18 protein-coding genes are annotated in these 23147 nt (G+C 70.1%); 10 read left to right on the top strand and 8 right to left on the bottom strand.

Annotated features, from left to right (window positions below; translation table 11 throughout):
• Nucleotides 1-90 precede the first annotated feature (90 nt).
• Nucleotides 91-1011, bottom strand: a complete 921-nt coding sequence (locus WFQ05_RS16680) for a lauroyl acyltransferase (RefSeq protein WP_130516855.1) — start codon at nt 1009-1011, stop codon at nt 91-93.
• A 103-nt stretch (nt 1012-1114) separates the two neighbouring features.
• On the opposite strand from WFQ05_RS16680, the gene dtd reads away from it, so the two are divergent.
• The 4 genes from dtd (at nt 1115) to WFQ05_RS16660 (ending at nt 7191) form a co-directional block, all read left to right on the top strand.
• Nucleotides 1115-1552, top strand: a complete 438-nt coding sequence (dtd, locus tag WFQ05_RS16675) for a D-aminoacyl-tRNA deacylase (RefSeq protein ID WP_337054607.1) — start codon at nt 1115-1117, stop codon at nt 1550-1552.
• A 108-nt stretch (nt 1553-1660) separates the two neighbouring features.
• Complete coding sequence (rpoD, locus tag WFQ05_RS16670) at nt 1661-3526, top strand: RNA polymerase sigma factor RpoD (protein ID WP_130535096.1); 1866 nt, start codon at nt 1661-1663, stop codon at nt 3524-3526.
• Nucleotides 3527-3937: 411 nt separating this feature from the next.
• Nucleotides 3938-5890 (top strand): glucans biosynthesis glucosyltransferase MdoH, encoded by a 1953-nt coding sequence (mdoH, locus tag WFQ05_RS16665; RefSeq protein WP_130516861.1) that lies wholly within the window; start codon nt 3938-3940, stop codon nt 5888-5890.
• Nucleotides 5891-6357: 467 nt separating this feature from the next.
• Nucleotides 6358-7191 carry an alpha/beta hydrolase gene (locus tag WFQ05_RS16660; protein ID WP_337054606.1) on the top strand — a complete coding sequence of 278 codons (834 nt, stop codon included), beginning with the start codon at nt 6358-6360 and terminating at the stop codon, nt 7189-7191.
• Nucleotides 7192-7259: 68 nt separating this feature from the next.
• Here WFQ05_RS16660 and WFQ05_RS16655 read toward each other — a convergent pair whose 3' ends face one another.
• From WFQ05_RS16655 to WFQ05_RS16645, 3 genes are all read right to left on the bottom strand, one after another.
• On the bottom strand, nt 7260-7967 hold the full coding sequence (locus tag WFQ05_RS16655) for an alpha/beta hydrolase (RefSeq protein ID WP_337054605.1): 708 nt from the start codon (nt 7965-7967) through the stop codon (nt 7260-7262).
• Nucleotides 7968-8318: 351 nt separating this feature from the next.
• Nucleotides 8319-9161 carry an alpha/beta hydrolase gene (locus WFQ05_RS16650; RefSeq protein ID WP_337054687.1) on the bottom strand — a complete coding sequence of 281 codons (843 nt, stop codon included), beginning with the start codon at nt 9159-9161 and terminating at the stop codon, nt 8319-8321.
• 224 nt (nt 9162-9385) lie between these two features.
• Nucleotides 9386-9757, bottom strand: a complete 372-nt coding sequence (locus WFQ05_RS16645; RefSeq protein WP_337054604.1) for a hypothetical protein — start codon at nt 9755-9757, stop codon at nt 9386-9388.
• Nucleotides 9758-9907: 150 nt separating this feature from the next.
• Between WFQ05_RS16645 and WFQ05_RS16640 the strand changes: the two genes are divergently transcribed.
• On the top strand, nt 9908-12886 hold the full coding sequence (locus WFQ05_RS16640; protein ID WP_337054603.1) for an ATP-binding protein: 2979 nt from the start codon (nt 9908-9910) through the stop codon (nt 12884-12886).
• The gene (locus WFQ05_RS16635) at nt 12886-13527 is read left to right on the top strand and encodes a response regulator transcription factor (protein ID WP_286575357.1); all 642 of its coding nucleotides are present in this window, start codon (nt 12886-12888) and stop codon (nt 13525-13527) included. Before WFQ05_RS16640 ends, WFQ05_RS16635 begins: the two co-directional genes overlap by 1 nt.
• Nucleotides 13528-13620: 93 nt before the next feature.
• Here WFQ05_RS16635 and WFQ05_RS16630 read toward each other — a convergent pair whose 3' ends face one another.
• From WFQ05_RS16630 to WFQ05_RS16615, 4 genes are all read right to left on the bottom strand, one after another.
• Nucleotides 13621-13899: a hypothetical protein gene (locus WFQ05_RS16630; RefSeq protein WP_337054602.1), complete on the bottom strand. Its 279-nt coding sequence runs from the start codon at nt 13897-13899 to the stop codon at nt 13621-13623.
• A gap of 36 nt (nt 13900-13935) precedes the next feature.
• Nucleotides 13936-14841 carry a copper resistance protein B gene (locus tag WFQ05_RS16625; protein ID WP_337054686.1) on the bottom strand — a complete coding sequence of 302 codons (906 nt, stop codon included), beginning with the start codon at nt 14839-14841 and terminating at the stop codon, nt 13936-13938.
• A 278-nt stretch (nt 14842-15119) separates the two neighbouring features.
• Complete coding sequence (locus WFQ05_RS16620; protein WP_337054601.1) at nt 15120-16967, bottom strand: copper resistance system multicopper oxidase; 1848 nt, start codon at nt 16965-16967, stop codon at nt 15120-15122.
• Between the two features lie 114 nt (nt 16968-17081).
• On the bottom strand, nt 17082-17516 hold the full coding sequence (locus tag WFQ05_RS16615; protein ID WP_337054600.1) for a CopL family metal-binding regulatory protein: 435 nt from the start codon (nt 17514-17516) through the stop codon (nt 17082-17084).
• 226 nt (nt 17517-17742) lie between these two features.
• Here WFQ05_RS16615 and WFQ05_RS16610 point away from each other — a divergent pair, with 226 nt between their 5' ends.
• The 4 genes from WFQ05_RS16610 (at nt 17743) to WFQ05_RS16595 (ending at nt 23001) form a co-directional block, all read left to right on the top strand.
• Complete coding sequence (locus WFQ05_RS16610; protein WP_337054599.1) at nt 17743-18246, top strand: heavy metal-responsive transcriptional regulator; 504 nt, start codon at nt 17743-17745, stop codon at nt 18244-18246.
• Complete coding sequence (locus WFQ05_RS16605; protein ID WP_337054598.1) at nt 18243-20675, top strand: heavy metal translocating P-type ATPase; 2433 nt, start codon at nt 18243-18245, stop codon at nt 20673-20675. Before WFQ05_RS16610 ends, WFQ05_RS16605 begins: the two co-directional genes overlap by 4 nt.
• Before the next feature lie 61 nt (nt 20676-20736).
• On the top strand, nt 20737-20946 hold the full coding sequence (locus WFQ05_RS16600) for a heavy-metal-associated domain-containing protein (RefSeq protein WP_234852709.1): 210 nt from the start codon (nt 20737-20739) through the stop codon (nt 20944-20946).
• 294 nt (nt 20947-21240) lie between these two features.
• The gene (locus WFQ05_RS16595) at nt 21241-23001 is read left to right on the top strand and encodes an ABC transporter ATP-binding protein/permease (protein ID WP_337054597.1); all 1761 of its coding nucleotides are present in this window, start codon (nt 21241-21243) and stop codon (nt 22999-23001) included.
• The last annotated feature ends 146 nt before the right edge of the window (nt 23002-23147 follow it).

Genomic DNA, 23147 nt, shown 5'->3' with positions numbered 1-23147 from the left:
TGCGATGGGGCGAATGGAGCCTGGTGGGCATTTTCGCCGATCCGCCGCGCGGCGGCGGCCACGCCAGCGGAACGATGCGGGTCTGGGCCGTCAGTGCGGGTGCCTGGCGGTCCAGTACGGGTCGGTCTGGCCACTGCCCGGAGGGCGCAGCGTGTAGCGCTTGTAGGTCCACTGGTACTGGGCCGGGTCGCGCCGGGCCACGCGCTCGATCTGCGCGTTGAGCAGGGCGGTGCCTGCCACCGGGTCCGCGTCGCCGATGCCCGGCGGGGTCGGCTCGACGTGCAGGGCGAAGTCCAGCCCACTGCCTACGCGCTCGCACCAGCCCAGCAGCACGATCGCGCCGGTGCGCTCGGCCAGGCGGTTGACCAGGGTCATGGTCAGCGCCGGCACGCCGAAGAACGGCACGAACACCCCATCGCCCGCCTTGGGCTGCTGGTCGGGCAGGATGCCGACCGCGCCGCCCTCCTTGAGCACCTTGAACAGCTGGCGCACGGCCGGGCCCTCGGCGCGCACCTGGCGGATGTTCTCCGCCCCGCGCACGCGCTGCAGGAAGGCGTCGCCGGCGGCCGAGGCCGGCGGCTTGTAGACGATGGCGATGTCCCCGCGCGAGGCCAGCCACTGGTTCAGCAGCTCCCAGTTGCCGAAATGCGGCGCGGCCACGATCACCCCGCGGCCGGACTTGAGCGCCGCGTCGTACAGGTCCTGGCCGTGGCGCTGGCGCAGGTGCTCGTCCAGGTTCCGCGCGTGCGGTCGGGTCCAGAAGCGCAGCGTCTCCAGCGCCTGGCGCGCGGTGCCGCGCAGGATGCGCCGGTGCAGATCGGCGCGCTGGCTGGGCAGCAGCTCGGGATAGGCCAGCTCCAGGTTGCGGCGGGCCACCCGGCTCTCGCGCGCGTCCAGCCGGCCCCAGGTCCAGGCCAGGGCATCGGCGAGGCGGCGCAGCAGCGGCCAGGGCAGGGAGGTGAGGGCGGCGGCGGCGCGGTAGGCGCCAGCGGCCAGCAGGTGCGGCTTCATCGTCCCAGTCTATCGGCGGTGTCAACCGGGCGGGGATTGCAAAGCCCGGCTCCCGTCCGCACCTTGTGCGGCCGAGACCGGTGCCCCAAGGAGGCCCAAGCCGATGTTGTCGCTGATCCAGCGCGTGACCCGCGCCAGCGTGACGGTGGACGGCCAGACCGTCGGCGCCATCGGCCCCGGGCTGCTGGCCCTGGTCGGGCTGGAGCCGGGCGACGGCGAGGCGCAGATCCAGCGCATGGCCCAGCGCCTGCTGGGCTACCGGGTCTTCGCCGATGAGGCCGGGCGGATGAACCGCTCGCTGACCGACACCGGCGGCGGCCTGCTGCTGGTCAGCCAGTTCACCCTGGCGGCAGATACGGCCTCGGGCATGCGGCCCAGCTTCACCGCCGCCGCCCCGCCGGAAGAGGCTGAACGCGGCTTCAACCGGCTGGTGGAGGTCTGCCGGGTGCGGCACGGGGGGGTGGAAACCGGGCGTTTCGGCGCCCATATGGTGGTGGACCTGGTCAACGACGGCCCGGTGACTTTCCTGCTGCGGCCCTGAGCTGCCGCGAAAACAGCTGCACAAGCCCCACTAAATCCAGACTGGACGCGGTCCGGCTGGTATAATACGTGGTTCTCCAGACCTTTCTTTTAGGCGGCGCAAGCACTCATGGCCAACGAACGTCCTGCCCAGGCATCCGACATCAAGCTGCTGATCAGCAAGGGCCTTGAACAAGGCTACCTGACCTATGCCGAGGTCAACGATCACCTGCCTGACGACATGGTCGATCCGGAGCAGATCGAAGACATCATCGGCATGATCAACGGCATGGGCATCCAGGTCCATGAAGTGGCGCCGGATGCCGAGACCCTGCTGCTGGCCGGCGAGGCCAGCGGCAACCGCGAGGTCGACGAGACCGCCGCCGAGGAAGCCGCCGCCGCGCTGACCTCGCTGGACACCGAGGGTGGCCGCACCACCGACCCGGTGCGCATGTACATGCGCGAGATGGGCACGGTCGAGCTGCTGACCCGCGAGGGCGAGATCGCCATCGCCAAGCGCATCGAGGAAGGCCTGGGCCAGGTGCAGGCCTCGCTGGGCCTGCTGCCGTCGATCGTGGACATGGTCCTGGAGGACTACGAGCTGCACAAGGCCGGCAAGAAGCGCCTGGCCGAGGTGGTCGTGGGCTTCAACGACATCGTCGAAGAGCCGGAGGCCCCCGCGGTCGAGGCGGCCGACGTCAGCGACGCCGATGCCGATGCCGACACCGACGACGAGGATGAGGACGAAGAGGGCGGCGCCGAAGAGGAAGCCGGCCCGACCGGTCCGGACCCGGAGGAAGTGGCGCGCCGCATGGAAGTGATGGCCGCCGCCATGGCCAAGTTCAAGAAGGGCTACGCCAAGAGCGGCGCCGACAGCAAGACCGGCGCCAAGCTGCGCGCCGAGATGGCCGAGGTGTTCGTCACCCTGAAGCTGCCGCTGGCCCTGACCGACAACCTGGTCAAGCACGTGCGCGACGTCCTGCAGCAGATCAAGGACCAGGAGCGCCGCGTGCTGCACCTGTCCACGGTCACCGCCAAGATGCCGCGCAAGGACTTCATCCGCTCCTGGGAAGGCAACCAGACCAACCTGGAGTGGGTCGACGAGGCGCTCAAGCGCAAGCAGAAGTGGTCTTCGGGCCTGCGTGAGGTCAAGGACCAGATCATCGCCCAGCAGCAGGCCACCATCGAGGTGGAGCAGGCGATGTACCTGACCCTGGCCGATCTGAAGGACATCAGCCGGCAGATGGCCTATGGCGAGGCCAAGGCGCGCAAGGCCAAGAAGGAAATGGTCGAGGCCAACCTGCGCCTGGTGATCTCCATCGCCAAGAAGTACACCAACCGCGGCCTGCAGTTCCTGGACCTGATCCAGGAGGGCAACATCGGCCTGATGAAGGCGGTGGACAAGTTCGAATACCGCCGCGGCTACAAGTTCTCGACCTACGCTACCTGGTGGATCCGCCAGGCGATCACCCGCTCGATCGCCGACCAGGCGCGCACCATCCGCATCCCGGTGCACATGATCGAGACGATCAACAAGCTCAACCGCATCTCGCGCCAGATGCTCCAGCAGTACGGCCGCGAGGCCACGCCGGAGGAGCTGGCCAAGGAGATGGACATGCCCGAGGACAAGATCCGCAAGGTCATGAAGATCGCCAAGGAGCCGATCTCCATGGAGACCCCGATCGGCGACGACGAGGACTCGCACCTGGGCGACTTCATCGAGGACACCAACGTGGAGTCCCCGATCGAGAACACCACCAACATCAACCTGATGGAAACGGTGCGCGACGTGCTGGCCGGGCTGACCCCGCGCGAGGCCAAGGTGCTGCGCATGCGCTTCGGCATCGACATGAACACCGACCACACCCTGGAAGAGGTCGGCAAGCAGTTCGACGTCACCCGCGAGCGCATCCGGCAGATCGAGGCCAAGGCGCTGCGCAAGCTGCGTCATCCCTCGCGTTCGGAGACGCTGCGCAGCTTCCTGGACATCGACTGATCCAGGCCAGGCGCGGGACCGTCCAGGCCCTGCGACGCGATCCACGACAGGCCCGCCATCGGCGGGCCTGTCGCGTTCTGCGGCGGCGGCGCGCGCGCCGTCCGGCAAAACCCTAACGTTCCATCGTCTAGCATCGGCATTCTTGTCCCCCCAACAAGGAGTCTGCGTGCGTGCCAACGCCGCCGACTGCGGTGTCTCCATCGCGGTCTTCCCGCAACGCCCCCCGTCCGCGCCGCGGCCTGAGTCGCTTTTGCCGGCGGATCGGATTCGCCAAGCGCGCCAGCGCCTGTATTCTTCTGCGCATGTCCCCGCGTCCGACCCTGTCGTGTTCCTTCCGCTGCGCCTGCACGCCAGCGTGGCGATCGCGCGCGTGATTCCCCTCCCGCAGCCAGGCCCCGCGCGTCGTACCGCATGAAGATCGCCGAACCCATCCGCGTGCCCTATCCCGAGCACGTCATCGACGAGCAGGCCTTCGCCTACGAACTGCTGCCGCCGCCGGCGCCTTTGGAGATGCCGCAGCAGTCGCTGCGCACCGGCAAGCTGCGCAGCCCGCCCATGCCCTCGGCGCCGCCGAACATGGCGCTGCGCCGGCTCTACATCTTCGGCGGGACGCTGGCGATCACCCTGGCCGGCCTGTACCAGATGTTCCGGGTGATGGCGACCGATGGCATCAACCTGCTCGAAGGGCTGTTCCTGACCCTGTTCGCGCTGCTGTTCGCCTGGGTGTCGCTGTCGTTCTGCAGCGCGCTGGCCGGCTTCCTGCTGATCGTCACGCGCCGCCGCCGCCGTCTGGGGCTGCGGCCGGAAGATCCGCTGCCCACGCCGACCGTGCGCACCGCGCTGCTGATGCCCACCTACAACGAGGAGCCGCAGCGGCTGATGGCCGGCCTGCAGGCGATCTACGAGTCGGTGCGCGAGACCGGGCATATCGACCGCTTCGATTTCTTCATCCTTTCCGACACCACGCGCGGGCCGATCCGCATGGACGAGGTGGAGGAGTTCCATCGCCTACGCGAGCGCCTGGGCGGCGCGCCCAACCTCTATTACCGCCACCGCGCCGACAACGCCGAGCGCAAGGCCGGCAACATCGCCGAGTGGGTGCGGCGCTTCGGCGCGGCCTATCCGCAGATGCTGATCCTGGACGCCGACAGCCTGATGACCGGCGACACCATCGTGCGCCTGGCCTGGGGCATGGAGACCCACCCGGACGTGGGGCTGATCCAGTCGCTGCCGCTGATCGTCAACGGCAGCACGCTGTTCGCGCGCATGCAGCAGTTCGCCGGGCGCGTCTACGGCCCGGTGATCGCGCACGGCGTGGCTTGGTGGCACGGCACCGAGAGCAACTACTGGGGCCACAACGCGGTCATCCGCACCCAGGCCTTCGCCGATCATGCCGGCCTGCCCAAGCTCGGCGGCGTGCGCCCGTTCAAGGGCCATGTGCTCAGCCACGACTTCGTCGAGGCGGCGCTGATCCGCCGCGGCGGCTGGGCCTGCCACATGACGCCGGCGCTGGGCGGCAGCTTCGAGGAGGGCCCGCCCTCGCTGACCGACCTGCTGGTGCGCGACCGGCGCTGGTGCCAGGGCAACCTGCAGCACGTGGGCATCCTGCCCACGCGCGGGCTGCACTGGATCAGCCGCACCCACTTCATGATCGGCATCGGTCATTACCTGACCGCGCCGATGTGGGCGATGATGATGCTGATCGGCATCGCCATCCCGCTGGAGCAGGCCGGCACGCTGCTGAGCCTGTCGGACCTGGCGCATTTTTCGCCGGTGAGCTACTGGCGCTCGCTCGACCCGGACCGGATCCTGTACGTGTTCGAGGCGACGATGTTCGCGCTGTTCGCGCCCAAGGTGATGGGATACCTGGCGGTGCTGGCCGACCGCAAGGTGCGGCGCGGCTGCGGCGGTTGGTTCCGCATGATCGTGAGCATCGTGATCGAGAGCGTGCTGGCCGCGCTGATGGCGCCGATCGTGATGTACGTGCAGTCGCGCGGCGTGGCCGAGGTGCTGGCCGGCAAGGACTCGGGCTGGGACGCGCAGCGCCGCGACGACGGCTCGATGCCGTGGGGCCTGCTGGTGCGCCGCTACGGCGGGCTGTCGGTGTTCGGCGTGCTGATGGGCGCGGCGGCGTACTTCGTCTCGCCTTCGCTGGCGCTGTGGATGTCGCCGGTGATCGCCGGCCTGGTGCTGTCGATCCCGATCGTGGCGCTGACCTCGGCGCGTGGACCGGGGCAGGCGCTGCGCCGGCTCAAGCTGCTCAGCATCCCCGAAGAAACGCGGCCGCCGGCGATCCTGGTCCGCGCCGGCCGCCTGCGCCAGCGCATCGAGGCCGAAGCCGAGGCCGCTGCGGAAGCGAACTGATTGCTTCCGCAGCGATCGATCTAGCGGCTGGCCAGCGGAGTTCCGATCGCGTCTGAGACACGGCAGGGCCATCTCGTCGCTTGCCCATCGCCGGCAGCGGCGCGCAGGGGTGCGTGCAGCGCAAGGTGAGGCAGGCGAGCGTCGCGCCCACCGTCGGTGGTGATTGCCGCGTCTTTGAACAACAGCCCGGCCGGCCGCCAACGATGCGTTCCGGCGCAGAGCTTCGATGCCTTTGGTGCAAGAGCCTCCACCTGTTCTTGACGAAGCGGCGACGCCATCCGAACACGGCGGTTGTATCTAATGGGCCAGTCGATGCGGGGTCCTCATGCAGTGGCGGATCCCGAGGCAATGCATGCCGACGAACGATCCACCGGACAGTGGCTTGCCCTCCCGTGACGCGCCCTGCCCAGCGCATCCGCGATAGCCGCCGGTCCCATCACATCCACCATCAGCGAGGAAACAAGCGTATGCCGACAGTCACGACCAAAGACGGCGTGGAGATCTTCTACAAGGACTGGGGCCCGCGCGACGGGCAGGTCATCTTCTTCCACCACGGCTGGCCGCTGTCCTCGGACGACTGGGACGCGCAGATGATGTTCTTCCTCGCCAAGGGTTTCCGCGTGGTCGCCCACGACCGTCGCGGCCACGGGCGCTCGGCGCAGGTCTGGGACGGGCACGACATGGACCATTACGCCGACGATGTCGCGGCGGTGGTCGAGCATCTGGGCATCAGCAAGGCGACGCACGTGGGCCATTCCACGGGCGGCGGCGAGGTGGTGCGCTACATCGCGCGCCACGGCGAGGACAAGGTCGCCCATGCGGTGCTGATCAGCGCGGTGCCGCCGCTGATGGTCAAGACCGCGAGCAATCCGGGCGGTACGCCCAAGGAGGTCTTCGACGACTTCCAGAAGCAGGTCGCCACCAACCGCCCGCAGTTCTATCACGACGTACCGGCCGGCCCGTTCTATGGCTACAACCGGCCGGGCGCCAAGCCCGTGGAAGCGGTGATCCACAACTGGTGGCGCCAGGGCATGATGGGCGGCGCCAAGGCGCATTACGACGGCGTGGTCGCGTTCTCGCAGACCGATTTCACCGAGGATCTCAAGGCCATCACCGTGCCGGTGCTGGTGATCCACGGCGACGACGACCAGGTGGTGCCGTACGCCGATTCGGGCGTGCTGTCGGCCAAGCTGGTGCGCAACGGCACACTGAAGACCTACAAGGGCGCCCCGCACGGCGTGCCGACCACGCATGCCGATCAGGTCAACGCCGACCTGCTGGAGTTCATCCAGAAGGGCTGAGCGCGACGCGCGCGTTCACCCATCCCATCGGCCTGCTCCGGCAGGCCGGTGGCACTCGACCAGAACGCCTAGGCGTCCTGACTGGAAACGGCGGCTACCGCCTGCGCGATGACCTCGGCCACCGCGTCCGGCATGGACAGCAGCGACATGTGGCTGGCGAGCAGTTCGGTGGTGCGGGCCTGTAGACGCGTGGCCAACGCGCGCTGCAGATCGACGCTGACCGCCCGGTCCTGACTGGACACGACGTACCAGTTCGGTCGGTCGCGCCAGGCCGGATGGCCGATCCTGTCGTTGAAAGTCGTCAGCGCCAGCGGCGTCTGCACGACGGCGAGCGTGCGCGCTTCTTCCTCGGACAGGTCCTGGGCGACGTTGGCGATCCAGCTGGCCTCGCCCATCTTGAGGAACCCGTCGCCGAATGGCACGACCCCGCCGAGGCCGGGCGGCGGCGGGTGCTGGCCCACCTGATCGCCGGTCGATTCGCCGGCATCGGGCGCGAAGGCCGCCACGTAGACCAGGGCGCACACCTTGGGGTCGTTGCCGGCCTCGGTGATGACCGTGCCGCCCCAGCTGTGCCCGACCAGGACGACCGGGCCGTCGATGGCCTGGAGCGTGCGGCGGGTGGCCGCGACGTCGTCGGCCAGCGATGTGGTGGGGTTCTGCACGGCCACCACGTTCAGGCGTGCGCGCATCAGCCGCGCGATGACGGCGCGCCAGCTGGAGGCGTCGGCCCAGGCGCCGTGCACCAGGACGACGGTGGGGTTGGGGGCCTGTGCCATCGACGATTTCTCCTGATGAAGCGACGTGTCGTGTCGCGCGCTTGTGCGGGTGTGGGAAAGAGCGTGGGATCAACTGTCTCCTCAAATCTCGCAGTGGACTGGCTGTAGAGCGGAGCTTGTGGCAATCCCCTTTTGGGGACTCCGCTGCTCTTCGTTGGGTTCATGGGGGAAGGCCCCAGCGGAGCAAGCTCCGCTCTACAGACGGGAGCCGCTATGGCGGCGAGGGGCTTTGCCGGGCAACCCTCATCACCGGCATGCCGGCTCCCACCCGCACTCGCTCCGACGTCCACTCCAACTCTTCCCAGGTGCCACTCCCACATTTGCTTCCGGGCTGCCGTGGCGTTCGCGTCCTCAGCTCTTGACGAAGGCCAGCAGGTCCGGGTTGATGACGTCGGCGTGCGTGGTCAGCATGCCGTGCGGGTAGCCCTTGTAGACCTTGAGCGTGCCGTTCTTGAGCAGCTTGATCGACTTCAGCGCCGAGGCCTGGATCGGCACCACCTGGTCGTCGTCGCCGTGCAGGACCAGGGTCGGCACGGTGATGGCCTTGAGGTCCTCGGTCTGGTCGGTCTCGGAGAAGGCCTTGACGCCATCGACGTGGGCCTTCGCGCTGCCCATCATCCCCTGGCGCCACCAGTTCTGGACCACGCCCGGATAGACCTTCGCATCGGGCCGGTTGAAGCCGTAGAACGGGCCTGCGGCCACATCGAGGAAGAACTGGGCGCGGTTGCTGGCGGTGCTGTTGCGGAAGCCGTCGAACACTTCCAGCGGCAGGCCTTCCGGACTGGTCGGCGTCTTGAGCATCAGCGGCGGCACGGCGCTCACCAGCACGGCCTTGGCCACGCGGCCCTGCGGCTGGCCGAACTTGGCCACGTAGCGCGCCACCTCGCCGCCGCCGGTGGAGTGGCCGATATGCACGGCGTTGCGCAGGTCCAGGTGCTCGGCCACGGCCGAGGCGTCGGCGGCGTAGTGGTCCATGTCGTGGCCTTCGCTGACCTGGGCCGAACGGCCGTGACCGCGCCGGTCATGGGCGACCACGCGGTAGCCGTGCTGGACGAAGAACATCATCTGTGCGTCCCAGTCGTCCGAGGACAACGGCCAGCCGTGGTGGAACACGATGGGCTGGGCGTTCTTCGGGCCCCAGTCCTTGTAGAAGATCTGGACGCCGTCTTTGGTCTGGACGTAGCTGCTGGTCATGGGCGGATTTCCTTGTGCGGTCGAGGGGGCCGGTCGTGGCAGGGCCACGGCCGGCAGGACGGCGGTGGCGATCAGGGCGGCACCGGCCTGGAGGGTCTGGCGACGCGTGAACGTCAGGGGATCGTGCGGGTCGTGCGACATGTGAAGGGCTCCTTCGGCGGGAATGCCGCCCGGTCAAGCGCGGTGGGACCAAGGCCATCGTGTCGCCAGCGACACCGGGCCGCCTACCCTCGTTCGTTGCGTCCGTCGTTCCCTCTTTCGGGGGACGCGGCGTCATGGCGGACGACGCGACGACCGAAGCGCCGTGCGTCCAGCGAATACGCGCCGGGCCCCAGCAAGGCCAGGCCGGCGATGAGCAGCAGGGTCGGCGCCTGATCGACGGCCAGGTGCGCCAGCGCGTGCACGCTGGCGAGCAGCAGCGCCAGGGGCGTGAGCCAGCCGCAGATCAGCAGCAGGCCGGCCGCCAGCGCCGTGCCGGTCCACGCAGGGCTACCCGCCGTGAGCGACTGCCACAGCGCCACCGCCAGCGCCACGCGCAGCAGCATCAGGCCCACACCGGGCCCCCGGTCGGGAAACATCGAGAACAGTCGCTGCATGGCCACCTCCGCCAGCGATGGGCGCATGGTTCCGACGCGCTGCGCATCCCCCGAAAGAGGCGTCAGCGCGCCCCCCTGTCCTGAGACAATCGATCCATGAGGGGCGCCGGTGCGCAGCGACATCGAGGCAGTTGGATCATCCGCGCGTGCTTGGCGTGGCTGGTCCTGGCCTGGCTGTGGCCGTGCGTCGCGCATGCGGAAGACGCGCCCCGGGACGCGGCGCTGTCGGGGTTCGACCACAGCAGCTGGACGCTCGAACGCGGCGCCCCGGCCGATATCTGGGACATGTTCCAGGGCAGCGATCGCGCCCTGTGGCTGGGCACCGGCAGCGGGCTTTACCGCTTCGACGGGCAGCGCTTCATGCGCACTGCGCCGACGCCGGGGCAGCCCTTGCCCTCCAACAACCTCACGGTGCTCAAGGACGACGGCGCCGGTGGCGTCTGGGCGGGCACCTACGATGCCGGCGTCTTCCATCTGCACGGCCAGACGCTGCAGCGCTATGGCCCCGAGCGGGGGCTGCCGCAGGGGTTCGTGTTCTCGATGGCGCGCGACGGGCAGGGGCGCTGGTGGGTGGCCAATGGCGTCAGCCTGCGCTGGTTCGACGGGCAGCGCTGGCGCGCGCCGCAGGCCGGGCAGGGCTTCGCCGCGGGCGAGGCGTACTGGGTGCTGTGCGACGCGGGCGGCACCCTGTGGGTGGCCACGGCCGAGCGCCTGCTGTATCTGCCGCGCGCAGGGCAAAAGTTCCTGGATGCCGGCGTGCCGCTGACCCGCTACGCGACCCTGGCGCAGGCGCCGGACGGCACGGTGTGGGTGGCCGATCGCAGGCGCGGCCTGTGGCCGGTGGCCGACCGCGCCGGGCTGCTGCCGGAAGACGCGCGGCAGCGGCGCGCCCTGCCGCAGCTGCGCCTGCAGCGCTTCGCCTTCCAACACGATGGCAGCCTGTGGGGCAGCGTGCTGGGCGGCGGCGGGATCGTGCGGCTGCGCTGGGAGCGCACCGGCGCCCTGCTGCCTATCGAACGCTTCGATGTCGGCCAGGGCCTGCCTTCCACCTATGCCTCGCCGGTGCTGGAAGACCTGGAGGGCGATGTCTGGATCGGCACGAATCTGGGCCTGTCGCGATTCCGCCGACACCTGATCCATCGCCTGGCCTGGCCGGGGCGCGATGCGCCGGACACGCTGATGACGCTGCCGGGGCAGCAGGTGCGCGCCTATGGCGAGGCCGGCACCGTCTGGCCGCTGGACCGCGCCCGCCTGGCGGCGCTGGGCCAGGGGCAGCGCCCGATGCCGGCGCAGGACGCCGCAGCGGTCTGGCGCTGGCAAGGCGGTCGGATCGTGCGTTCGCCGCATCCGGCCACGATGGCCGCAGCGCCCTCCGACGCAGGGCCGGGCGAGGTTTCGGCCCTGATCCAGTCCGCACAGGCGGTGTGGGCGTGCGCGACCGCGGGCGGCGTGCTGCGCAACGCCGGCAGCGGCTGGGTACGCGAGACGCGCCTGCCCGACCGGCGCTGCTCGACCCTGCAGGTGGATGCGCGCGGCGCGCTGCTGGTCGGCTACCCGGACGGCGGTGTCGCCGTGTTGGCGGACGATGCGCAGGGCCCGGCGACGGTGTCGCAGGCCGGCGTCGGGCCGATCACCGGGCTGTACCGTGACGACGCACTGACCCTGGTCGCGGGCGAGGAAGGCCTGGCGCTGGCCGATGCGACGGGCGGCTATGCCCGCGTGCGCGGACTGCGCGAGGACCTGCTGCTCGGCATCAGCGGCATCGTGCGCCAGGGCGAAGGCGAGCTGTTGCTTTACGGCATCCGGGGACTGGTGCGCGTCTCGCCCGACGACCTGCGGCGCAGTGCCGCTACCGGCCTGCCGCTGGACCAGGCCCGCGCCTTCGACGCCATCGACGGCCTGCCCGGCGTCGCCCTGCAGACCAGTGGCGTGCCGACATTGGCGCTGGGCCAGGACGGGCTGCTGTGGATGGCGAGCAACCAGGGCCTGGCCTGGCTGGACGTGAACGCCATCGCGCGCAACCGCGTCGCGCCGCGGGTCCGTCTGGGGGAGGTGGTCTCGGGCCAGGGCCGGCAGCCGCTGGTCGACGGGCTGGTCCTGCCCAAGCGCACGCGTGAGCTGGAGCTGGACTATTCCGCCGCCAGCCTCGCGCGCCCGGACCGGGTGCGCTACCGGGTCCGCCTGGAGGGCGTGGATGCGCACTGGCGCGAAATGGGCGAGCTGGCGCAGGTGCGCTACGCCAACCTGCAGCCGGGGCGCTATCGCTTCGAGGTCATGGCCGCCAACGAGGACGGCGTGTGGAGCGTGCCGGTCCAGGCCGGCTTCGCCATCCGCCCCGCGTGGACGCAGACCGGGCTGTTCCGCGTGGCGATGCTGGTGCTGCTGGCGCTGGCGATCGCCGCGGTCATCGTCCTGCGCAGCCGCGCGCTGGCCGCGCGCTGGCGCGCGCGCCTGGAGGAACGCCACGGCGAGCGTGAACGCATCGCCCGCGACCTGCACGACACCTTGCTGCAGGGCATGCAGGGCCTGGTGCTGCGGCTGCATGCGGCCAACCAGCGCCTGCCGCCGACCGAGCCGGTGCGGCACGAGGTCGAGCACGCCCTGGAGCTGGCCGAATCCACCCTGCGCGAGGGGCGCGAGCGGGTGGTCGGCCTGCGCGGCGAAGACACGCGCGTCGAGCTGGGCGCGCGCCTGGCGGCGGTCGGCAAGCGCCTGGCCGACGGTCCGGCGCCCAGCCTGCGCCTGCTGATCGAAGGCCAGCCGCGCGCGCTGCCGACCTGCGTGGCCGAGGAGGCGTTCCTGATCGGGCGCGAGGCGCTGACCAACGCGCTGCGCCACGCCCAGGCCAAGGCCATCGAAGTGGAGATCGGCTACGGCCGCGAGGCGCTGCACCTGCGCGTGCGCGACGACGGCGTGGGCATGCCGGCCGACGCGCAGACCAGGCGCGCGCACTTCGGCCTGCGCGGCATGCGCGAGCGCGCCGCCCGCATCGGCGGCACGCTGCAGGTGTGGTCGGCGCCGCGGATGGGCACGGAGATCGCACTTTCGGTCCCGGCCGCGCGCGCCTACGCTGTGGCACGGACGCGCTGGTGGCAGCGCCTGCGCCGGGCTTCGCAGGAGGACGCTTGATGCAATCGCAGATCGGCGTGCTGGTGGTGGACGATCACCCGCTGTTGCGCGACGGGCTGCGCGCCATGCTCGAGGCGCAGCCGGACATGCGCCTGCTGGGCGAGGCCGGCGACGGCCACCAGGCCCTGGAGCGTTACGCGCAGCTGGCGCCCGATGTGGTGCTGATGGATCTGCAGATGCCCGGCATGGACGGCGTGGAAGCCATCGAGCGGCTGCGCCGGCACGATCCGCGTGCGCGCATCCTGGTGCTGACCACCTACAGCGGCGATGCGCGCGCGGTGCGCGCGCTGCAGGCCGGCGCCGCCGGCTATCTGCTCAAGGACATGCTGCGCCACGACCTGCTGGACACCATCCGCGCGGTCTTCGCCGGCCAGCGCCCGCGCATGCCGATGCACATCGCCGAGGGCATCGCCTGCCATGTGGCCGACGACGGGCTGTCCCAGCGCGAGACCGTGGTCCTGTCGGCGGCCGCCAGCGGGCTGACCAACAAGGCCATCGGCCAGCGCCTGTCGATCTCCGAACAGACCGTCAAGGCGCACATGAAGAGTCTGATGGCCAAGCTCGGTGCGCGCGATCGCACGCATGCGGTCACCATCGCCCTGCAGCGCGGGATCATCTCGCTGGAGCGGATCGAGCTGTAGGCGCGCGGCGAGGATCCGTGTGCGCGTGATGGCGGGCCCGGCGCGTCGCTCATGCGTTCCGGTGCGCCGGGCCCGCTCTGGACTGCGCTGAGGTCAGCGCAGCATCTTCAGGCCGGCGTCGTACTCGGCCGGGCTGAGCTTGCCGTCGCGGTCCATGTCGATCATGCCGAAGTGCGGCGCCAGCGGATGGTCCTTGGGCAGCTCGGCCTTGTCGATGAAGCCGTCGTGGTTCCTGTCCAGCGCGGCGAACTCGCCCTGGGCCGGCGCGGCCGCGGCATGGTCGCCGTGCGGGTGCGCCTGCGGACCGGCCCAGGCGGCGCCGGAAAGCAGGCCGGCGCAGACCAGGGAGACAGCGAAGAACGGATGTTTCATGGAGAGCCTCTTGGGGTGGGAGAAGAAAGGGAACCTTTAGAACCACACGCGCACACCGGCCACCAGCGCGGTCTCGCGCGGGTGGTCGGCCGCGTCGGCGCTGCCACCGAAGGAGCGCGTGTGGTTCACGCCGATGTAGGGCGCGAAGCGGCGGGTGACCTCATAGCGCAGGCGCAGGCCAGCCTCGACGCTGTTGAGCCCGCTGCCCCGGCCGGTCCGCGGATCGTCCCTGGCCGACAGGTCGGCCTCGACGCGCGGCTGCAGGATCAGGCGGTTGGTGAGCAGCAGTTCGTACTCGGCCTCCAGGCGCGCGCCGAGCTGGCCCGAGCTGCCCAGATACACGGTGGCGGCGACCTCGAACTTGTACGGCGCCAGGCCCTGCACGCCGAGCGCGGCCCAGGTGCGCCCGTCGCGCGGGCGGAAGTCCTGGCGCACGCCGGCGACCAGATCCCACCAGGGCGTGATGCTGCGGCCGTAGAGCACTTCCAGGTCGGCCGATTCGGTGCGTCCCGCGCTGCGCTCGCCTTCGCTGCGCAGCCACAGGCGATTCACGTCGCCGCCGATCCAGCTGCTGGCCTCCCAGGCCTGGCCATGCGCATCGCTGGCGTTCCATGCCTCCAGGCGATCCAGCTGCACCAGCCAGTTGAGCGTCGGGCCATGCGCCATGGAGGCGTGCGAGAGCTGCGGAAAGGCGGCCGCACGGTCTGCGTCGGTCAGGACCGGAATGGGCTCGTGCGGCTCCTGCGATGCGCCGTGGTCCATCGCGGATTGGTCCATCGCGGAGTGGTCCATCGCGGAGTGATCCATCGTGGAGTGGTCCATTGAGGAGTGATCCATCGCGGAGTGATCCATCGTGGAGTGATCCATCGCGGAGTGATCCATCGTGGAGTGATCCATCGTGGAGTGGTCCATCGTGGAGTGGTCCATCGTGGAGTGGTCCATCGCGGAGTGCTCCATCGAGGAGTGATCCATCGAGGAGTGATCCATCGTGGAATGGTCCATCGTGGAATGGTCCATCGCAGCGCCTCCCATGGACGAGGCGTGCTGCTTCGGCCTGTGCGGGCATGGCGGGGACGAAGGCTGTCCATTGGCTTGCGCCTGCGCGGCCTTCTTGCAGGTGGCCTGCGGTGTCTCCGCGGCGGTCTGGCCGGCCAGCGCCGGCGACGAAACGAGCAGGCCCAGGGCGATGGCCGCTGCGGTGCGGGGCAAGGTCTGCATGCTCATTCCTCCACCCGCACTTCGCGCATCATGCCGCCGTCCATGTGGTAGAGCAGGTGGCAGTGGTAGGCCCAGCGGCCGAGTGCGTCGGCGCGCACGCGATAGCTGCGGCGCGTGCCCGGCGGCATGTCCACGGTGTGCTTGCGCACCTGGAACCGGCCCTGCGCATCCTCCACATCGCTCCACATGCCGTGCAGATGGATGGGGTGCTGCATCATGGTGTCGTTGACCAGCACGATGCGCACGCGCTCGCCGTAATTGAGCCGCAGCGGCTCGGCGCTGGCGAACGGGATGCCGTTGAACGACCAGGCGAACTTCTCCATGTTGCCGGTCAGGTGCAGCTCGATCTCGCGGCCGGGCTCGCGGCCGTCGGGATCGTCGAAGACGCTGCGCAGGTCGGCATAGGTCAGCACCTTGCGGCCGTTGTCGCGCAGGCCGATGCCGGGGTCGTCCAGCTTGGGCGCGGTGGCCATCGACTGCATGTCCACCAGCGGGTTGCCGGTCTCGCTGGCCGGATGCGCGGGCATGCCACCGGCGCCATGGCCCATCGCGCCGTGATCCATCCCGGCCATGCCGCCATGGCCCATGGCCGAGTGATCCATGCCGGCCATGTCGCCGTGCCCCATCGCCGCATGGTCCATGCCCGCCATGTCGTGTCCGGCCGCACCGTGGTCCATGCCGCCCATCGCGCCCATGTCGTGGCCCATGTCGCCCATGCTCAGCAGCGGGCGCGGATCGAGCGCGGGAATCGGCGCCTCCAGCCCGATGCGGGTGGTCAGCGTGCCGCGCGCATAGCCGGTGCGGCCCATGTCCTGGGCGAAGACGGTGTAGGCGTCCTGGCCGCGCGGCTCGACGATCACGTCCACCGTCTCGGCCACGGCCATGCGGAACTCGTCCACGCTGACCGGATGGACGTACTGCCCGTCCACCGCGACCACGGTCATCTTCAGGCCCGGGATGCGGATGTCGAAATAGGTCATGTTGGCGGCGTTGATGAAGCGCAGCAGCACCTTCTCGCCCTGGCGGAACTCGCCGCTCCAGTTGGCTGCCGGCGTCGTGCCGTTCATCAGATAGGTGTAGGTGTGGCCGTTGACGTCGGACAGGTCGCTGGGCGTCATCCGCATCCGGCCCCACATGCCGCGGTCGGCCAGCGTGGCCGAGAGCCCGTCGCGCCGCGCATCGCGCACGAAGTCGCCCACCGTGCGCTGGTAGTAGTTGTCGTAGGACGGCATCTTCTTCAGCCTCCGGAACAGCGCGGCCGGATCCAGGTCGGTCCAGTCCGACAGCAGCACCACGTGCTCGCGGTCGTAGTGGTAGGGCGGCGGCGTGGCCGGCTCGATGACGATCGGCCCGTACAGCCCGGCCTGCTCCTGATGCAGCGAATGGCTGTGGTACCAGTAGGTGCCCGACTGGCGCAGCTTGAAGCGGTACAGATAGGCCTCGCCTGGGTAGATGCCGTCGAAGCTCAGGCCCGGCACGCCATCCATGTTGGCCGGCAGCAGCAGGCCATGCCAGTGCACCGAGGTCTGCGTGCCGGCGGCCAGGCGATTGCTGACGCGGATGGTGACCGTGTCGCCTTCGCGCCAGCGCAGCAGCGGGGCGGGCAGGCGGCCGTTGACGGTGATCGCCGGCCGCTCGCGGCCGGTGAAGTTGACGCGGCTCGCGCCGATGGCCAGGTCGAATTGGGTGCCGCGCAGTTCGTTGGCGGCCGCAAGGCGGTCCTGGGCGAAGGCGGGTACCCGCGCCAGCCCGAGGCCGAGCGTGGCGCTGCCCAGCGCCAGGCCGGTGACGAAGGTACGGCGGGAAGGGTCCGGGACCCGATCGGGCCCGGAGAAAAAGCGTGATGGCATAGACGCCTCGATCGAAAGCCGTGCCGATGCGGCACGAAGTGCAGGCGCAGCGCGCCAGGCCAAGGCCGGGCTGCGACTGCGATCCAGGCCGCGACAGACGCGGCCGAGCGGGCGCTAGCGGATCGGGGGGCGGATCAGGGGCGGCACGGCGGGCGCGCCGCGCGTGCTCGCGTCGAAGGCCAGCGTGCGGCTGGCGGGCGCGTGCGGGTGCACCAGGGTCGGCAGCGCCGGCACGATGACCTGCGAGGCCGCGGCGCAGTGGCATTCGGACGAGGCGCAGCAGTGCTCGCCATGCTTCTGGTGCGCGCCCTCCATCGCCTGCCCGCAGGCCGGCGCGGCGCGCTGGTGCATCTGGCAATCGGCCTGCGCGTGGCCGGGCCGATGCTGCATCGACGCGTGCGCCTCATGGCCGTGCGATGCCGACGATGCGGCCGGCCCGTGCGCATTCGCCGCCGCCTGCGCCCAGGCGCGCGCCGCGGCGTCGCCTGCGCCATTGACCAGCAGGATCGTGCACAGCAGCAGGCGCAGGAGGGCGGACGGCAGCGACAAGGCGGATGCGGAAGCAGCGAGGAATGGCTGCAGGATAACCAAGAGATCCGCACGGGCAAGCCAACCGCCGCGCATGGCCCCAGATAGGACAGAACCCTGGAGCCCACTCCACAAGGCCCTGCACGACGCATCGTCGCTCGTGGAATGAACAAATAATGAATGTCCATCTCGCAATGCAACAATCACGTTGACTCTGGACTTAGGTCCAAGTCTTAGGGTCCACCTCATGAACTCCACACCGCCAGGTTCCCACTTCACGATCGGCGTGCTGGCCCAGCAGTCCGGGGTGGCGATCGACACGATCCGCTACTACGAGCGCGAGGGGCTGCTCTCGCCCGCCTATCGCCGCGCCTCGGGCTATCGCGAATACGACACGCAGTCGGTCGAGCGCATGCGGTTCATCCTGCGCGCCAAGGAGCTGGGCTTCAGCCTGGAGGAAATCCGCGAGCTGCTGGCGCTGGAATCCGATCGGGTCAACGGCGTGGAAGGCGTCAAGCAGCGCGCCAGCCGGCGCCTGCAGGAGTTGAACGTGCGCATCGCCCAGCTCACCGAGATGCGCGACGCCCTGGCGCGGCTGATCGACGCCTGCCCCGGCTGCGGCGAGCCGGAAGGCTGCCCGATCCTCTCCAGCATCCACGGCGCGCCGCCCGAGGCGAACGATGCGGCGGCCGCGCCTTCGCCCGCGCCGTGCTGCGGCGCGGATCTCAAAGACAGGAAACACGATTCATGAGTCAGGCGGCAGCCACCACGTTGAACTTCCCGGTCCGCGGCATGACCTGCGCGGCGTGCGCGACCACGATCGAGAAGCTGCTCAACAAGCATCCGGGCGTCAAGGCGACGGTCAACTTCGCCAGCGAACGCGTGCAGCTGCAGTGCGACCGCACCCAGGTCCAGCCGCAGGCCCTGGTGGAGACGCTGGACAAGGCCGGCTTCTCGGTGCCGCCGGAGACCGTGGCGCTGGAGATCACCGGCATGAGCTGCGCCGCCTGCGCGGCCGGCATCGAAGGCGTGCTGGCCAAGACGCCCGGCGTGATCGCCGGCAACGTCAACTTCGCCTCGGCCAAGGCGCGGGTGGAATACACCCCGGGCGTGGTCGACGTGGCGCAGATCGTCGAGCGCATCGGCAAGGCCGGGTTCGGCGCGAGCGAGGTGCGCGAGATCGGCGAGGCCGAGATGGCCGCGCGCGAGGCCGGCGAACGCGCGGCCTGGCGCCGCCAGGTCTGGATGTTCGTGGCCTCGGTGGTGCTGACCCTGCCGCTGTTCGCGCAGATGTTCACCATGTTCGACTTCGCCGACCTGGGCCACGCGCTGGGCGGCCACCACGCCGAACTGCTGCCGCGCTGGCTGCAGCTGGTGCTGGCCACGCCGGTGCAGTTCTGGATCGGCGCGCGCTTCTACAAGGCGGCCTTCAAGTCGCTGCGCAGCGGCACGGCCAACATGGACGTGCTCGTGGCGCTGGGCACGTCCATGGCCTATCTGTACAGCGTGGTGGTGACGGTGCTGGATCTGCCGGGCCAGCATGTGTACTTCGAGGCCAGCGCCTCGATCATCACCCTGATCCTGCTCGGACGCCTGCTGGAGGCGCGCGCCAAGCGCAAGACCTCCTCGGCGATCCGCGCGCTGCTCAACCTCAAGCCCAAGACCGCCAAGGTCGAACGCGACGGCAAGCTGGTCGAGGTCGATGCCGGCAGCCTGGTGGTGGGCGATGTGTTCGTGGTCGCCGCGGGCGAGAGCGTGCCGGTGGATGGCGAAGTGCTCAGCGGCACCTCCAGCGTGGACGAGGCGATGCTCTCGGGCGAGTCGATGCCGGTAAACAAGGAGCCCGGCAGCCGGCTGTTCGCCGCCACGGTCAACCAGTACGGCATGCTGCGCGCGCGCGCCACCGGCATCGGCGCGGACACCATGCTGGCCCAGATCATCCGCATGGTCGACGAGGCGCAGGGCTCCAAGGCGCCGATCCAGCACCTGGTCGACCGGATCGCCGGCATCTTCGTGCCCGTCGTCGTGGCCATCGCCGCGCTGACCCTGGCCATCACCTGGCTGGTCACCGGCAGCTTCTCCGTCGCGTTGGTGCACGCGGTCGCGGTGCTGGTGATCGCCTGTCCGTGCTCGCTGGGCCTGGCCACGCCGACGGCGATCATGGTCGGCACCGGCATGGGCGCGCGCGCCGGCATCCTGATCCGCAACGCCGAGGTGCTCGAACGCGCCCGCGCGCTCAAGACCCTGGTGGTCGACAAGACCGGCACCCTGACCGAAGGCAGGCCGCAGGTGACCGACCTGCTGCCCAGCGCGGAGACCGAACGCGACGCGCTGCTGCGCCTGGCGGCCAGCCTGGAGGCCGGCTCGGAGCATCCGCTGGCCAAGGCGATCATGAAGGCCGCCGAGGCGGCCGGCATGCAGGCGGCGGGCGTGACCGACTTCGAGACGATCCCGGGCAAGGGCGTGCGCGGCGTGATCGACGGGCGCCAGGCGATCCTGGGCTCGCCGGCCTGGCTGGCGGCCGAGCGGGCCCGCACCAGCACCGCGCTGGAAGCCCGCGCCCAGGCCGTGCAGGCCCAGGGCAAGACCGTGGTCGGCGTCGCGGTGGACGGCGTGACCGCCGGCTTCATCGCCATCGCCGACCAGCTGCGCGACACCTCGCGCGAGGCCGTGCGCCGGCTGCAGGCCATGGGCGTGGACGTGGTGATGATGACCGGCGACAACCGCCACACCGCCGAGGCGATCGCGCGCCAGGCCGGGATCACGCGCTACTTCGCCGAAGTGCTGCCGCAGCAAAAGGCCGATGAGGTCAAGCGCCTGCAGCAGGCGCAGGGCGGGCACGTGGGCATGGTCGGCGACGGCATCAACGACGCGCCGGCGCTGGCCGCGGCCGATGTGAGCCTGGCCATCGGCGCCGGCTCGGACATCGCCATCGAGGCGGCCGACGTGGTGCTGGTCAAGGGCGACCTGCGCCATGTAGCCACCGCCATCGATCTGTCCAGCGCCACGCTGCGCAAGATCCGCCAGAACCTGTTCTTCGCCTTCTTCTACAACGTGCTCGGCATCCCGCTGGCCGCCTTCGGCCTGCTCAATCCGGTCATCGCCGGCGCGGCGATGGCGATGAGTTCGATCTCGGTGGTGAGCAACTCGCTGCTGCTCAACCGCTGGCGTCCGAAATGATCGGATCGCCCTGGCCGGCCCGCTTCCCAGTCCCACTTCCCACACCCAAGGAAAGCCCAAGATGCATATCGAACTGACCGTAGACGGCATGAAGTGCGGAGGCTGCTCTGGCCGCCTCAAGCGCGTGCTGGAAGGCACCGACGGCGTGCAGGCCACGCAGATCGTGCTGGAGACCAAGCAGGTCGCCGTCGATTTCGACGAGGCCGGCATCGACGTCGATGCGATCAAGCATGTGATCACCGACGCCGGCTTCACCGTGCTGGCCGCCTGAGGCATGACCGGCCTGCGCCTGGCGGAATGACGGCACGCCCGCGGCCCGCGTTCGACGCGTGCCGCAGGCGCCCGGCCAACCGCCAACGCGCGCAGGCCACCGACGCTGCAGCGGGGGGACGCCGCAGCGGAGGATGAAGGACAAGGACCGGACCGGCGGAGGGGCCGTCCGAGGAGAAGGGGAACGCTCTCGCAGACGCCCGTTGTGCTGGCCGCCGTCCAGGCGGCCAGTGGCGCGGCGCGCTGCCACCTGGGGCCATCGCGCTCTGCCCGCTGCCGTTGCCACGGAGCCTCGATGAACGACACCGACCACGACGAAAGGCACCTGCCGAAGGTCCCGGCGCGTCAGCTCTGGCGCCTGCTGGGCGGCTACTGGCGCTCGGACGACCGGCTCATGGCCTGGCTCCTGCTGCTGTCCATCCCCGCGCTGCACGGGGTGATGGTCTACCAGGGCCTGCTGCAGAACCGCATCTACGGGGTGATGTTCGATGCGCTGGGCGATCGCCAGGCCAGCGTGTTCTGGCGGCAGCTGATCCTCACCGGCGCCGTCATGGCCACCTGGGTGCTGGCCCATACCCTGGTGGAGTGGCTGATGCAGCTGCTCTACATGCGCTGGCGCACCTGGCTCAACGCGTACTTCTCCGACCGCTGGCTGGAGCGCAAGGCCTATTACCGGATGGACCGCGCCGGCAGCATCGACAACCCGGACCAGCGCCTGTCCGAGGACCTGCAGATCCTGACCGAGAAGGGCGTGACCAAGGGCTTCGAATTCCTGCACCAGATGGGCGTGGTGGTGGTCTTCACCGGCGTGCTGTGGAACCTCTCGCGCGATATCGCCTTCACCGTCGCCGGGCAGCAGGTGGCCATTCCCGGGCTGGTGGTCTTCGTGTTCCTGGGCTTCTGCCTGCTCAGCACCGGCTTGGTGGAATGGCTGGGGCGGCCGCTGCTGCGCGCCCGCTATCGCCAGCAGGCGCGCGAGGGCGACTACCGCTTCGCCCTGGTGCGCGTGCGCGAGAACGCCGAGCCCATCGCGCTCTACGCGGGCGAGGCGTCCGAGCGTCGCCGCCTGGGCGGCGCCTTCGGCCGCATCCGCCAGAACTGGCGCAAGGTGGTGCGCCATACCTTCAGCGTCAATCTGGCCACCGATACCGGCAACCAGGGCGTGCAGCTGCTGCCGTGGGTGCTCGGCGCCGGCGCGTACTTCGCCGGCGGCCTCTCGCTCGGCCAGCTGACGCGGCTGCACCAGACCTGCAACCAGACCCGCATCGGCCTGCTGTGGTTCATCCAGAACTACACCGAGCTGGCCGACGTGCGCGCCGCGCTGGCGCGCTTGGTCGAGCTGGACCACGCGCTGGACACACACGATGCGCGTCACGACATCGTCGTGGCCGACAGCCAGGACGAGGTGCTGCGCACCTATGCGCTGGCGCTGGAGTGCCCGGACGGGCGGGCGCTGGGCGAGCCGGTCTCGGTGGACATCAAGGCCGGGTCGAGCTGCGTGATCGTGGGGCCCTCGGGCTGCGGCAAGAGCACGTTCCTGCTGTCGCTGGCCGGCCTATGGCCGCACGGACACGGCCGCATCGAGATGCCGCGCGGACGGCGCAGCATGTTCATCCCGCAGCGGCCCTACGTGCCCATCGGCTCGTTGAAGGAGGCGCTGTGCTACCCGGGCGACAGCGCCGACTTCGACGACCAAAGCTGCGTCGACGCCTTACGCGCCTGCCGGCTGGAGCACCACGCCCAGCGCCTGGACGAGGTCGATCACTGGAGCAAGCGGCTCTCGCCCGGCGAGCAGCAGCGCCTGGCGTTCGCGCGCGTGCTGATGCAGCGCCCGCAGACGCTGTTCCTGGACGAGGCCACCTCGGCCCTGGACCAGGACACCGAGGCCTTGCTCTACCGGCAACTGCGCGAGCGGCTGCCGGGCTGCACGGTGATCAGCGTCGCCCACCGCGACTCGGTCATCGCCATGCACGAACGCAAGCTGAGTTTCTCCGGCGCGGGCAGGCCGGCGTGGTGTTCCGCACCGTCTGCGCAGGTGGTCCCCGCGACGGGCTAGCCAGCCGCACCACGCAACAGCGGTAAGCGCCCAGGTGGGAAAGACAGGCGCGCAGGCGCGCGGGGAGCGCGCCTGACACAAGCAAGCGGGAGCGTGGCTCCCATCCCGGACGAGGCGGCCCGTGCCGCAGCGGCGGGCGAGTTTGA

The sequence above is a fragment of the Pseudoxanthomonas sp. USHLN014 genome (assembly GCF_037153335.1).
GTDB lineage: Bacteria > Pseudomonadota > Gammaproteobacteria > Xanthomonadales > Xanthomonadaceae > Pseudoxanthomonas_A > Pseudoxanthomonas_A winnipegensis.
This window is presented reverse-complemented; position numbering and strand designations above follow the sequence as displayed.

Coding starts and splice junctions, on each gene's coding strand:
- WFQ05_RS16660 (WP_337054606.1), top strand. CDS start 6,358: ATGCCGACAGTCACGACCAAAGACGGCGTGGAGATCTTCTACAAGGAC.
- WFQ05_RS16680 (WP_130516855.1), bottom strand. CDS start 1,011: ATGAAGCCGCACCTGCTGGCCGCTGGCGCCTACCGCGCCGCCGCCGCC.
- WFQ05_RS16635 (WP_286575357.1), top strand. CDS start 12,886: ATGCAATCGCAGATCGGCGTGCTGGTGGTGGACGATCACCCGCTGTTG.
- rpoD (WP_130535096.1), top strand. CDS start 1,661: ATGGCCAACGAACGTCCTGCCCAGGCATCCGACATCAAGCTGCTGATC.
- WFQ05_RS16600 (WP_234852709.1), top strand. CDS start 20,737: ATGCATATCGAACTGACCGTAGACGGCATGAAGTGCGGAGGCTGCTCT.
- WFQ05_RS16605 (WP_337054598.1), top strand. CDS start 18,243: ATGAGTCAGGCGGCAGCCACCACGTTGAACTTCCCGGTCCGCGGCATG.
- WFQ05_RS16630 (WP_337054602.1), bottom strand. CDS start 13,899: ATGAAACATCCGTTCTTCGCTGTCTCCCTGGTCTGCGCCGGCCTGCTT.
- WFQ05_RS16645 (WP_337054604.1), bottom strand. CDS start 9,757: ATGCAGCGACTGTTCTCGATGTTTCCCGACCGGGGGCCCGGTGTGGGC.
- WFQ05_RS16610 (WP_337054599.1), top strand. CDS start 17,743: ATGAACTCCACACCGCCAGGTTCCCACTTCACGATCGGCGTGCTGGCC.
- WFQ05_RS16620 (WP_337054601.1), bottom strand. CDS start 16,967: ATGCCATCACGCTTTTTCTCCGGGCCCGATCGGGTCCCGGACCCTTCC.
- mdoH (WP_130516861.1), top strand. CDS start 3,938: ATGAAGATCGCCGAACCCATCCGCGTGCCCTATCCCGAGCACGTCATC.
- WFQ05_RS16625 (WP_337054686.1), bottom strand. CDS start 14,841: ATGGACCACTCCACGATGGACCACTCCACGATGGACCACTCCACGATG.
- WFQ05_RS16650 (WP_337054687.1), bottom strand. CDS start 9,161: ATGACCAGCAGCTACGTCCAGACCAAAGACGGCGTCCAGATCTTCTAC.
- WFQ05_RS16595 (WP_337054597.1), top strand. CDS start 21,241: ATGAACGACACCGACCACGACGAAAGGCACCTGCCGAAGGTCCCGGCG.
- dtd (WP_337054607.1), top strand. CDS start 1,115: ATGTTGTCGCTGATCCAGCGCGTGACCCGCGCCAGCGTGACGGTGGAC.
- WFQ05_RS16655 (WP_337054605.1), bottom strand. CDS start 7,967: ATGGCACAGGCCCCCAACCCCACCGTCGTCCTGGTGCACGGCGCCTGG.